Annotated in this window: 10 protein-coding genes; 1 reads left to right on the top strand and 9 read right to left on the bottom strand. The window is 30.7% G+C overall.

The window, feature by feature from the left end; genetic code table 11:
• Positions 1–171: 171 nt before the first annotated feature.
• The 6 genes from ACK2WO_RS07585 to ACK2WO_RS07560 form a co-directional block, all read right to left on the bottom strand.
• Entirely contained in the window at positions 172–1,521 is a 1,350-nt protein-coding gene (locus ACK2WO_RS07585) for an MATE family efflux transporter (RefSeq protein ID WP_178412753.1), read from the bottom strand.
• Between the two features lie 169 nt (positions 1,522–1,690).
• Complete coding sequence (locus ACK2WO_RS07580; protein WP_414697299.1) at positions 1,691–2,542, bottom strand: MerR family transcriptional regulator; 852 nt, start codon at positions 2,540–2,542, stop codon at positions 1,691–1,693.
• A gap of 115 nt (positions 2,543–2,657) precedes the next feature.
• Positions 2,658–5,138: an FtsX-like permease family protein gene (locus ACK2WO_RS07575; protein WP_414697298.1), complete on the bottom strand. Its 2,481-nt coding sequence runs from the start codon at positions 5,136–5,138 to the stop codon at positions 2,658–2,660.
• Positions 5,139–5,576: an ABC transporter ATP-binding protein gene (locus ACK2WO_RS07570; RefSeq protein ID WP_414697297.1), complete on the bottom strand. Its 438-nt coding sequence runs from the start codon at positions 5,574–5,576 to the stop codon at positions 5,139–5,141. It abuts the gene before it with no gap.
• Positions 5,577–5,719: 143 nt separating this feature from the next.
• Positions 5,720–6,472 carry a YoaK family protein gene (locus ACK2WO_RS07565; RefSeq protein WP_414697296.1) on the bottom strand — a complete coding sequence of 251 codons (753 nt, stop codon included), beginning with the start codon at positions 6,470–6,472 and terminating at the stop codon, positions 5,720–5,722.
• Between the two features lie 309 nt (positions 6,473–6,781).
• Complete coding sequence (locus ACK2WO_RS07560) at positions 6,782–7,582, bottom strand: MBL fold metallo-hydrolase (RefSeq protein ID WP_414697295.1); 801 nt, start codon at positions 7,580–7,582, stop codon at positions 6,782–6,784.
• Positions 7,583–7,903: 321 nt separating this feature from the next.
• Here ACK2WO_RS07560 and ACK2WO_RS07555 point away from each other — a divergent pair, with 321 nt between their 5' ends.
• Positions 7,904–8,833, top strand: a complete 930-nt coding sequence (locus tag ACK2WO_RS07555; RefSeq protein WP_414697294.1) for an AEC family transporter — start codon at positions 7,904–7,906, stop codon at positions 8,831–8,833.
• Positions 8,834–8,957: 124 nt separating this feature from the next.
• Here ACK2WO_RS07555 and ACK2WO_RS07550 read toward each other — a convergent pair whose 3' ends face one another.
• The 3 genes from ACK2WO_RS07550 to ACK2WO_RS07540 all read right to left on the bottom strand — a co-directional run bounded on the left by ACK2WO_RS07550 (position 8,958) and on the right by ACK2WO_RS07540 (position 13,296).
• Positions 8,958–10,295 (bottom strand): DUF3427 domain-containing protein, encoded by a 1,338-nt coding sequence (locus ACK2WO_RS07550; protein WP_414697293.1) that lies wholly within the window; start codon positions 10,293–10,295, stop codon positions 8,958–8,960.
• A gap of 153 nt (positions 10,296–10,448) precedes the next feature.
• Positions 10,449–12,026, bottom strand: coding sequence for a recombinase family protein (locus tag ACK2WO_RS07545; RefSeq protein WP_414697292.1), 1,578 nt, complete (start codon positions 12,024–12,026; stop codon positions 10,449–10,451).
• Positions 12,019–13,296, bottom strand: a complete 1,278-nt coding sequence (locus tag ACK2WO_RS07540) for a recombinase family protein (RefSeq protein WP_414697291.1) — start codon at positions 13,294–13,296, stop codon at positions 12,019–12,021. Before ACK2WO_RS07540 ends, ACK2WO_RS07545 begins: the two co-directional genes overlap by 8 nt.
• Between the last annotated feature and the right edge of the window lie 41 nt (positions 13,297–13,337).

Here is a 13,337-nt window from a genome sequence, read left to right as displayed (position 1 = left end):
CAAGTTTTTTTAACTTAAATTTACTTTATACACAACTCACAGAAAAGGGGCTATCACATTAACATTAGATGTGATAGCCCCTTCTTCATTAAAAAAATAGATACAATAAAAAGGTGCCGTAACAGAATATTTAAAAACATTCTTGCAACAACACCTTTTTAGATATCTATATTATACTGTTGCTACTTTAAGTTCTTTTTTGTGTTCCATGTTTGGACTTTTTAATACTAAGCTTATGCTTGATAGTATTACCTGTATTGCTGGGTATGCCATCCATACACCAGATAATCCGAATAATTCTGTGAATATCCAAAGCATAGCAGGTGCTATAACTATTGGCTCTATGTATATTAATAAGTTACTAAATTTCGTATGATTAGTTGCATAGAAGTAAGCACTTGTTACTCTTGTCACTCCAAAGAATGCATAAGCAAATGCTGTTGTTTTTAATGCTAGTGCTGTTTCATTCATAAGTTCTGGTGATATGTTGAAGTATTTAGCTAACTGTACGCTGAATACCATTGTAAGAACCATTAAAAATACAGAGAACACTGAGCATAAGAAAAATGCTTTATTGTACACATAGTGTAATTCTCTTTCTTTATTTGCTCCAAAGTAGTAGCTGAATAATGGCTGAACACCATCGCCTATTCCCTGTATTAAAAGCTGTGCACATGCAAGTACATAACTTATTACTGAATATATTGCAACTGCTCCATCTCCACCGTATTCGATACATTTCCAGTTTGTAAGTATTATTATTATTGAAGGAACTATTGTCTGTCCAAATGGAGATATTGCTATTTTCATTATCTTTTTAATCTTAGCTATGTTTGGTAGTATGTAGTCTAGCTTGAAGTTTTTATGATTTAATTTTATAACATATATAACGTTCATTGTAGCAACTACACCCTGTGCAGTTATTGTAGCTAATGCCGCACCAAACATCCCTAAATTCATTTTGTATATAAATACATAGTCAAGCACGATATTAGTAACAAGACCTGCTACCATGTTCTGAGTAGCTATAATTGGTTTACCCTGATTTCTAACTATTGGATTTAATCCGTTTCCTAAAACAGGAAGCATCCCACCTATTAATATAGTTGTTATATAATCGTCCGCTCCCTTATATATTGCACCTTCTGCTCCTAAGAAATTAAGTATGATTCCTTTTGTACCTAAGAAGAAAACAGGAAGTATTGCTCCAAATATTAGAAGAAGTATTATTGTCTGCATGGCACTGTGCTCCATATCTCTGTCCTTACCTTCTCCTCTGTATATAGAAACAAGAACAGATCCTCCTATACCAACACCTGTAGCCGTTGCATTAAGTACAACCTGTATTGGATAAACTAGGTTTATCGCAGCAAGCCCCACGTTTCCTATACTGTTTCCTACAAATAATCCATCGACTATTGAATAAAATCCACTAAATAGCATTGCTATCATTGATGGAATTACATAATGCATAAACTGTCTATTAATTCTTTTTTTATCTATTGTTAAGTCTTTATTCATAATTTAAACACCTTCCTTTCACCAAAGAAGAGTTTAAACTATGGTCTAAGACCAAGGTCAACACTTTTTCAAAAGAATTTTTTACTTTTTTCAAAAATCAACTTACAACTTCTTTATTATCCTCTGAATTTTAATGTTTCTTGCTTGCATTCAGAATATAATTATTTCTTTATCTTTGCTTTATTTTTATGTATATTTCCTTGTATTCATGCTGCTTATCTGCATAAGCTGTTGTATTTATCTCATGAGTTAGTATATAATTTTCTAACTCTATTTGATTTTCCTCAGCATAATCTTTTATTTTTTCTATATATTTTTTATTTAGCTTACTTCCCTCAGATGGCACAACCATACTCAAAGCATCAAATCCGTTTATTATTTTGTCATTCTTTTTATTTTCCTCGTAAATACTTTCCTTACTCAAGCTACTCTCTTTTCTATTTATGTCATTTTCAAAAAGATCTTCTACTATCTGTCTTTCAATCGTATAATATGTAGCCTTTTCAGTTAAATCAGAATTGTACTCCTTTATTACCGCACCTAGTACAAATTCCTCATTACTTATACTCGGAATATTTTTAAGGACTAATTTCTGTGCACTACTCTCTTCTTCTGTCTCTTCAAAGAGAATATATGAAGTTTCAAAATGTTTCTTTTTAATACTCATATTTCCAGAGATTGCAGGTCCCATTGTAGAGCATAGATAATCTAATTTCTTTAAAAGCTGCTGTTCATATCTTATCCTATTTCTGCAGTCTATTCTCTTTTTTTCAAATAGCTCAAGTGCCTTTTTCTCGTCATTTTCGTTCATTATTGAGTACATATCAGATACAGATATATCTAAATTTCTGTAAAAAATTATATCTAGTATCTCTAAAATATTGTACATATCGTACATTCTGTACTTGTTATTTGGGTTTATTTTTGGATGAATCATATCCTTTTTTTCGTAAAATCTCAGTGTATCTACTGTTATGTTGAGAAGTTTTGAAACTTCAGATATGCTGTATGTCTTTTTCAAAATGTATCTTCCTTTCTGTTTTTATAATTATATTCTTTTTTTATAATTATATTCTTTATTTTATTAATTATAAATTACTGTATTTTAAATATATAATTATATTTAATAAATAATTTTATATATTATTTATTATATCAGTAGGAGACATCTTTTTCATCTTATTGCATACATATTTCGTTCCTATCTTTACACTCAAAACAGCTGTTATTATTATAAATAAGTATAATATCCATGGTGTAGATATATTCAACTTAATTGTAGAGACCTCTATCAAGACTTTCGACATTAAAAATACGAATATACTTCCTAGAACTACTCCTAATATAGCTGGAAGAGCCACTCTATCTTCTATTTTCTTTGAAATAATCTCTTCTAATTGTTTATCACTTATTCCTATTGCCATAAGCACACCAAAATCAGCACTTTGAGACATAATTTCGTATATGGATCCGTTAATTGAGTTGAATATAGTTAGAATAATTGCAAATCCAGCTATTATGCTAAATATTATATTTATAGCACTTATATATGCCTCATTTTTATCTAATTCTTCTACACAATCCACAAATTCTACATTCCCACTCTTTGACTCTAACATTCTTTCAATTTCAATATTAATGCTTTTTTTCTTATCCTCGCTGCATTTTATATTTATAGAGTTTATATTTTTTGCAAGTCCTTTATCAAAAGCTGATTGGTAAATAAACGCAAAATCTGGAGTTATTTGGGATATATTTATAACTTCAAAAGTATTTTTCTTTTGAATTCCATTTTCTAAAACCTCTAGTTCAATCTTATCTCCTACATCTATTCCCATTTCTTTTGCATACATACTATGTACACAAATTGAATTTCCACTTTTAAATTTTTCCACATCAAAATTATCGTATCTTGCAGATTTGATTAGATTATCTAATTCCTCATCATCTATTCCATATAATCCGTATATATATGCAGAGCTATTATTTTCATAATATTTTACAGGAGTAGTGTAATTTTTTTCAATATATGTTACTCCCGATATTTTAGAAATATTTTCTTCCATACCCTCTGTAATAGCTACATTAGAGAAAATTTTTTCTAGAGGTAGATTACTTTTATTTTCGCTGTACATATCTATATTTCTAACTATGTAATCTACATCATTTTTATATAAAGATTCACTTCCAGAATCTATACTTTTTACAATAGATGCAGTAAATGCAAGGATTACAAAGATTATTACTATAGATGCCTTACCAGTATTATTATATTTTTTATCATACTTGTTTTTATACTTACCTTTATTTTTATATTTTCTACTTATCTTTGCTTTACAAGTACCTTTTCCTTTATCCCTTTTAACTTCACTATAAACTTTATTTTCCATATAAACTGCATACGGATTGTTTATTGACGATGGAATATCCATATTAAGCATAGTTTTCACTGTTTTTCTTGAAGATAAAATATATGATAAAAATACAAGCAATTCTATAAAAATAAATATAAAGAATATATCTAAAAATCGTATATTTTCACTAGTTGCCTCCATTAAAGAAAATAACCCACTTGTATTAGATAAATTCGCTTTGTTTAAACATATTATCTTTAAAATTAATATAAATAATAAATTTATTCCTACTCCAATAGATACAGAAAGGATAGATAAAATAAATGCTTGAATATTAACTATATTTTTTATCTGTGCTGATGATGCTCCTATCGCCTCTAAAATTGCCATGTCTTTAATATTTCTATGAAGCCTAGCTCTATTTATATTTTTTAAAATTATGTGTGATACAAGTAGTATAGCCAATGATAAAGATACAGTAACACAAAAATTATCTAAAAATATAAATTTAATATAATCTATTCTAGACACTAATTTTATTCCAGATTGATCAAATCCTACATCAGAAGCTAATTTTTTTAAGCTATTCTGTATTTTTATTACGTTGCATCTACCTACATCTTTAAATTTTATAATTTCCGATTTTTTATATCCTACATTATCCGCATAACTTTTTGAAACGTAGATATTTTTCTCCCAGTTTTCATTATAATACCTTTCATTTATAGCTCCTGTAACAACAAATACCTTATCTTTTTTATTTCCGTTTTTATCTATTACAGGAATTTTTATAGAATATGGATCAGCATTTTTAACATCTTTTGAGCTATCTTCTGATTCAGAATAATTTCTTATTAAATTCTCTGACTTCTTTTCAACAGCTATTTCATTTTCTTTAATAGGATATTTTCCAGCAGCAAGCTCTAACCCAAGCATATTTGATGAGTTTTTATCGTAATTTTTTAAATATCCTAATTCAGAAAAAATATCCGTAGTTTCTTCAGTATCTAGTACTTCCCCTGTTTTACCTACAGATATATGATTTTTTACATTTTCAATCTGATCTTCATCTAACTTTGAAATCTCCGCATCATAATCTCCAAAGTATATTTTTTCGTATTTTAAGTTGTATCTAAGAGAACTCACAGATATTATCAAAATCAACGAAACAATAAAAGATATTGTTGCAGTTATTATAAATGGAAGTATATATGATTTTTTATTATTTTTAATATTTTTTATGATAAATTGAGATTTCTTCAACTAAATCACCCCATTCATAATTTTCCCGTCCCTTATATATATCACTCTATCTGCAAGCTGGGCTATACTCTCATCATGTGTAACGACAATCAAAGTTTGAGAATACTTCTCAGAAATAACCTTAAGCATATTCATAAATACTGTTAATCCGTCTAATAGCATGAAATCCTGGAATACAAACCCTAATTTTTCATTTCTTACAATTGCTAATTCATCTTCTGTAAGTTTTTCCATATTTTCTCCGTTTAATATTACCTCTCCACTTTCATAAGGTATGAAGTTTGAGATACAGTTTAGAAGTGTTGTCTTTCCACTTCCTGAAGGGCCCATAACAGATACAAATTCTCCTTTTTGTATGTTTACATCTACTCCCTGTAATACGGGATAATTCTTGCTTCCTACTTTGTATGATTTATAAAGATTTTTAACTTCTAGCATTTTTATTCCCCCTTTATATTGCTGACTTTCGATAAACTATTTTTCTATACTTTTATAATAAATGGGGAAACTTACAACTAACTTTAAGTATTCTTACAAAAATGTAAGAAAAAGCTGTTGCAAATTTTTGCAACAGCTTTTTCTTAGTGTCCGCTTGGTTTTTTATGAAGTTTATCTTTTTCTATTGTTAAGTCAGCGTGTAATAAGTCAAAGAATATTATACTAAGAGGTATTACTGCTGCCCAGATTGCTCTACCTGTAAAGAAGTTCACTAGTATTGTGGCAACTGTACCTCCAAGTACAAACATTACTATCATCGCAATGTGAGAATTCATTCTTTTTACATACTTCTGTTCTCCATGATTTCTTATCGCTTTTGTAAGTGCAACCCCAATCTGTCTAACGTGGTTTGTGCAGAATGTTGTTGCCATTGGTATTTTGTAAGCCTGTCTAAATGTATTGTACTGCATTGAGCATAGGAAGTTTATCGAAATCTGAGCAATTTGGTATGGAGCACTATCTGGTACAAATCCAAGTATTATAACAACTATAATTTCTATTAATATCAACATCGTATCCCATCTTATGAAGTGGAATTTTTTTATTGAAAGTGCCCATGCTTCAGAAAGCATAGTTCCTGCAAGATATGCAGTAAGTGGTACTAAATAGTATGCTGCTTTTCCAAAGTTTTTGCTTCCTATAGCCATACCCATCATTACAAGGTTGGCCGTCTGTGCATTACAGAAGATTCCTCCCCTTGCTGTGTATGTATACGCACCATAAAATCCACCTACAAACATTAGAACTGCAAAGATCCACCATTTTTCACACTCTAAAAATTCTTCCTGTTCTTCTTTTAAATCCGTCGCTATACGTACGGCATTTTTACATTCCAAAATATATAACCTCCCTTCGATTTATAGGAAATGATTCTAATTATAAGTCCTGTTATATTTATAATTTTATTCATTTAATATTGTATATAAATTTATAGCAATATAGCCGACAAGATTTTTCTGCTGTCGGCTATTTACTAATATAAATCCAAGGATTATTATACTCTCATTTATTTTATTTTTCAAATTTTGTTAAATTATGCTTACTTTTAAATATTTAAATTGTGTTTTATACTTATTTCATATTTTTTTAATTTAATATTTATATTTATTTTGATATTTTATTTTTAATTTATATTTTTTCTATATTTACAACTCAATAGTTTCTAAATCATTAGGAATAACTAAATTTCCACTAAAGAATTCTTTTCCTTCATTATAGTACATATTTTTTCTATTTTTTATGTTTTTATCCTCAGTGTGATATAGAAGCAAGTTCTTTACTTCAAGTTCTGTTGCAAGCTCACAAGCATCTTTAACTGTTGAATGATGTTTTTCATAAGGTTTAAATCTATCTGCTTCTGAGTATAGACAAAATGCTTCATGAAGTAACCAATAGCTGTTTTTCGCATATTTTTCTTCTTTTTCATTGTATGGCTCATCACCACAGCAAGTAAGTTTTTTGTTTTCATCATAAATCATACTAAATCCAAACTGTTTTGCTTTAGTTGAATGTATATCGAAAAATACAGTTTTGTTTCCTATTATTTCTCTCTCTTCCCCATCTTCAACAGGTATTATATGTACTCTTTCTCCTATAAAATCTGTTTCTTTTTTATTAAGAAGCATGTGTGATATGCTGCGTATTATCTCGCAAAGTTCATTATGTGCGTATATATTCACCTCTCCTACATACTCACCTTTTTTCATTGACCGGCAAATTTTTCTAATCATCCATATTACGCCGATAACATGGTCTACGTGCTTATGAGTTACAAATATTTCTTTGATATTTTTCCAGTCTATTCCTGCATCTTCCAACTGGTTGAATATTTTATTTCCACCACCACCATCTACCAGTAGTTGTTTTTCTCCATTTGTTAGCACAAAAGTTGTGTTGTAACATTTAGTTACCATTGCATTTCCTGTTCCTAGCATTGTTATTTTCATAAAATTTCTCCTTTTTATCAATAGTTTTTTATTAATAGCTTTTTAATTTTTATTATTATATTTATTTTTTATCCATTTTTTATCCTTATATTTCTTTTTTCTTTTTATCTCCTTTTATTATAATACCCAAAAGTATTTTTGTATTAACTTATTTTTTTATTAATAACTTTTAAAAACCTTTTCATTTCTTTATTTAAGTTTAATCTAATTGTTTTAAAGCATCTTGTATTGATTTTATCCATCCTTAAAATTATAGCTATTTCAACGAATTGATGATAAAATTATTGTATATAAAGTATTTTTTGAGGAAATTTTTGTGAGGTGAGGTATTTGAGTTTTAAAAATATTTTTACGCAGGTTTCGGTTTTATTCATTATAATTTTGGTGGGATATTTTGTCAGAAAGAAAGGGCTTTTAGACGAGTCTTCAACTTCTAAGCTTTCTTCTTTAGTTATGAATATTTTTCTTCCTGCCATGATAATTACTGCTATGCAGATTCAATTTGATAAAGAGATGATTCCAAAGATTCTTTCTCTTCTTTTTGTGTCTATGGTGATGTTTGGGGTATCTACTATAGTCGCATTTTGTTTAAAGATTTTTATCAAGTCAGATTCAAAGTTAGGAATTTTTCAATATGCGTTAGTTTTTTCTAATTCTGGATTCATGGGATATCCTGTTGTAGAGGCTGTTTTAGGGAAGGGTGCAATATTTTATGCAGCTATTTTCAATCTTCCTTTTAACTTCCTTTGCTTTACACTTGGAGTGTATTTCTTGTCAAAAGGAAATAGCAATGCTAAATTTTCAATAAAATCTATGATAAATCCTTCAATGATTGCAGTATTTATAGGGCTTGCTCTATTCGTTACAGGTACTGAGCTTCCTGTATTTATCAATCAACCATTGGAGCTTTTAGGAGATGTTACTACTCCTATTTCAATGATTGTTATAGGCTCTATGCTTGCAGGATCTTCTGCAATGGAGTGTTTTAAAAGATTTGATATGTATATGTTAGCAGTTTTAAGACTTGTGGCTATTCCTGTGCTTGTGTTCTTGGTTCTTAAACCATTTAGTTTTGATTCGGTTGTTATGGCAATTCCGGTTGTTATCGCTGCTATGCCATCAGCTGCAAATACCGCAATTATGGCAAATGAGTATGGAGCGGATGTGGCGTTGGCTTCCCAGGCGGTGTTCTTTACGACACTGTTCTCGGTGGTGTCGATTCCGTTGATTAGTGTGTTGCTATTAGGATAAAATATTTCTAGGGGATTGAAGTCATAGACAAACTCCTCTCCAGGCAATCAAGTTGCATTGTCGAGTTCGTTTTGTCTATTAACTTCAATCCACCAAGTTAGTTATTATCCCTATAAATTTTGATTTATCCAACTAATTTATTTGTCTTTTTAAGATATTTCGCAGGAATCCTTTTATCCAGCTTCCATATAATATTCATTGGTTTTGATCCAGTATGGTTTACATACTCTGCAGTTCCCAAGAATGTATATGGCATAGTTTTTCCGTATTTATCATTTTTAAATTCACGAACAAATAGTACAACTTTACTTCCTTCCTTGACGTGATTTCTGTATCTCCTACCTGTTTTACTATCCTCACCGGTTGTACTCTGACTCTGCCAATGGAATAATTCGTCGTTTATAGAATAGTCTTCGTACATAGTTGTAGGTGAATAATCTTTATCTGATTTGTTAAGAGTTATTAATAATATATCTGTATTTTTTTCTTCAATCCACTTAACGCCTTCTCTCATACTAGAAAATTTATCATAATCAAATCCTAGTAATAGCTGATCTCTTGTATATGTACAATGAAGGTCTAATGGACACTCAAAACCTAAATTAACTTTTTCATCTAGGAAATCTATTTTGCTATAATTATATTCAAGTAACGATATGAGTTCTTTTCTCATATATTTACTATTTTTTAATAACATTAGATTATTTACTACTTCCTCATCGTTCCAATTATTTACATATTTTTTCCACAATGTAGCATAAAACATCTTAAGCATTCTTTCCTCAGTTTTAGAAAGCTTATCAAAATTTATACTATCTATATCTTTTAAAAATCCTATTAAAAATTCTATCCATCTCCTTGAATCAGCAGATGTAAACGAATACAATGCATTACTCATCTCTTTTTCTAATTCATCTTCAAAATCATATATAACACCTGCAGCTACACATAGTCTGCTAAATGATAAATCTTTATATTTATAAATTATTTTAGGATCTAAATGATAATATTCTAAGAAATTCGCTAAATTTAACTCTAAACCTGTATCCTCTTCAAAGGTAGCCACTTTATTTACTAATGCTGCTCTATTTCCATAAGATGCTTTTATATTAGCTAGTATATGCTCTTTTGCTTTTTTCTCAAGCTGAATATAGCATCCCTTAGGAACACCTACAAATCCTCTCTTTATCTCACTTTCAACACTCTTATTAGTATTTGAAAGAAGTGCTGCAAATTTATCTTCAAAATTATATCTTTTGTTGGCCTGTCCTATAAAATCAAGTACAGTTAAACAATCTTTTCCCTCAGACAATCTAAGCCCTCTACCTAACTGCTGTAAAAATACAGTTAAAGATTCTGTTGGACGCAAGAATAATACTGTATTTATTTCAGGAATATCTACCCCTTCCATTAGGATAGCAATATTGATACAATCCCACGATACTATCTTAATGGGGTTCATTTGAACCCTACTTTTTACGTAGATAGGGTTCACTAATAAACCGATTTATGCTTATACAGTAACTCAAAATGCATCTTGCCGTCAATCTATTTACAGTAAAAAAAGAAAGACGAAAATATCGCCTTTCATCATCCGATTTATAAAATACCATTATTAGATCGTTACTTCTGTTCCATCCATAAATTTGAATATAGTCGTCTCTTTACTTTTCACTATAATTTCTTCAACAAGAATCCCGAACACTCCTTCATCAAAGTCTTCGATAGGGCCTTCTAGACTTTTGATTTCTTTTATGAAACTATCGAAAAGAGCTTGTCTTGCATTTATATTTTGTATTTCCTCTTCTATCGAATCATACTTAGCTTTTAATCTCTCATAAACTGATACTTCTTTGTCGTACTTAGCTTGGTATACTTCCTGGTTTTGTACTCTTCTTGCATTCTCCGCTACAAGTTCCTGAACAATTTCCACTTGAAGCGTCAATTCGGACACTATATTTTCTTGCCGCTTTTTTAATTCATCTGTCTTACAAAACTCTGCTAAGCAATTTTCTATATTTTCAATAATCTCATCCTTCTCTTCTAATAGAAGATTGATTGCTTTAACAGACATTTGTTTTAACTCATCTTCTGAATAATGTGGTGTCGTACATTTATGCCCATCTTGGTATTTATGATTACATCTAAATACTACTTTGCGGTATTTATCATTAGAATGCCACACCTTAGGTCCATACCAGTTTCCACAATCTCCGCATCTTACTTTTGACGAGAAGATACTTACTCCTGAAAACTTATTTTCAGATTTCGATCTCCTTACAATTTCGATCTGAACCCTATCAAATACTTCTGGACTAATAATTGCTTCGTGATCATCCTCTATATAATATTGTGGGACCTCTCCATTATTAACCTTAAGTTTTTTAGTTAAATAATCCGAAGTGTATTTTTTCTGTAACAGAGCATCTCCTTTGTACTTCTCATTTGAAAGGATACTTCTTACGGTATTCCAGTGCCACTTATCACCGCCGCCTGGAGCCTTGATTCCTTTTTCCATTAGTTTCTTTGCGATTGCAACAGTTGATAATCCAGAAAGATACGATTTGTAAATAAATCTCACAACCTTAGCTTGCTCTTCATTAACGACAATCCCTCCATCTGGTCCTTTATCATAACCAAGAAATCTGCTGTAATTCATGTGGTATCTGCCATCAGAAAACATTTTTCTTTTTCCCCATGTTGTGTTCTCTGAAATATTTCTTGCTTCCTCCTGAGCTAATGAACTCATTATGGTAAGAAGTAATTCGCCTTTTGCATCTAAAGTCCAAATATTCTCTTTTTCAAAATATACTTCAATACCTTTTTCTTTTAGCTTTCGTATTGTTGTAAGACTATCAACCGTATTTCTTGCAAAACGACTAACTGACTTTGTAATAATTAGGTCAATTTTACCAGCAAGTGCATCTTTTATCATTCTATTAAATCCTTCACGCTTCTTTGTGTTTGTAGCACTAATTCCTTCATCAGTGTAAATATCTACATATTCCCAATCATCACGCCCTTTGATGTAGGAAGTGTAATAGTCTACTTGAGCAGCGTAACTTGAAGCCTGATCCTCATGATCCGTAGACACCCTAGCATATCCTGCAACACGTCTTTTCTTAATCGTATTAATGGGCGCTGCTGTAAATTTACTAATTGTTGCCGGTATTGCTGTAACTTTTTTAGCCATGTTTCTTTCCCTCCGCTCTTAACTTTCTTCTTCTAGGATAGTAATGTATAAATTCTTGCCCATCCTTAAGATAAAAATGTAAATAATCCTGATCATTTACCGTTATTTTTTCTACTTTACTTTCAAAAGCTTCCTCTGTGAATTCATCAAGATTTAATAGGTCTACACATATCTGTTTTAGATCTTCTTCCAATACAGTTACCACAGCGCATTTTCCCGTATCCTTTGCTCGCTTTTTACATTCCCACGCAGGATGTTTTATCCCTTTAGCCATCTTCAGAGAGCAACGCCCAAAGAACTTACCACAACATTCGCAGACAATCTTTTTTGAAAAACAATTCCTTGTACCGCTTCTATACGCACCGTATTCTGAGTTATATTTAAACTTTTCTTTTACCTTATTGAAAGTATCCATATCTATAATTGCTTCATGATTTTCTTCAGAATAGTACATAGGACGTTCCCCTCTGTTTTTTGTGTGCTTTTGCGTTAATGGTCCATCGCTATAAAATTTTCCAAACAACATATTTCCTGTATAATTAATGTTTTCAAGAATTCTTTTTACAGTATTGGGAAGCCAATTTGTACCTCTTGGTGATGGAATTCCGGCTTCATTAAGCTTCTTTGCAATTTGATAAACGCTCATATCATTTATATAATCCGAATAAATCTCTTTAACTATCATAGCTTCATTTTCTTCTATGATTGGTGATCGCGTTTCAGGATTATATCTATATCCATAAGGAACAACTGTATTACTCATGATTCCTTTTTCATATTGTTTTCTCTTAGCCCAAATAATATTCTGGCTCATTGACACACTTTCCTCTTGCGCAAACGAAGCTAAGATTGTAAGCATCAATTCTCCATCACCACTCAGTGTACTGATATTCTGTTCCTCAAAATAGATCTCGATTCCAAGTTCTTTCAAATGTCGTACTATTTCCAAAAGATCTACAGTGTTTCTAGCAAATCTACTAACAGACTTTGTAAGAATTAAATCAATTTTACCTACTTCACAGTCTTCCAACATTTTCTGAAACTCATCACGTTTTTCCATGCTGGTTCCAGTAATTCCTTCGTCCGCATAAACACCTACATACTCCCAGTTTGGATTCTTCTGAATCAAGTTATTGTAATAGCTAATCTGTGCTGAAACAGAGTGCATTAATTTTTCAGTATCTCTTGATACTCTAGCATATGCCGCTACTTTTTTTCGGCATTCAAATGGCTGGTATTTGTTCGGTTCAATTCGTATTATTTTCGCCATTCTATCCCTCCTTCCACGTCACATATTCGCTCTACATCCCA

The sequence above is a fragment of the Peptacetobacter sp. AB845 genome (genome assembly GCF_047528295.1).
In the GTDB taxonomy this organism is placed as follows: Bacteria; Bacillota; Clostridia; order Peptostreptococcales; family Peptostreptococcaceae; genus Peptacetobacter.
This window is presented reverse-complemented; position numbering and strand designations above follow the sequence as displayed.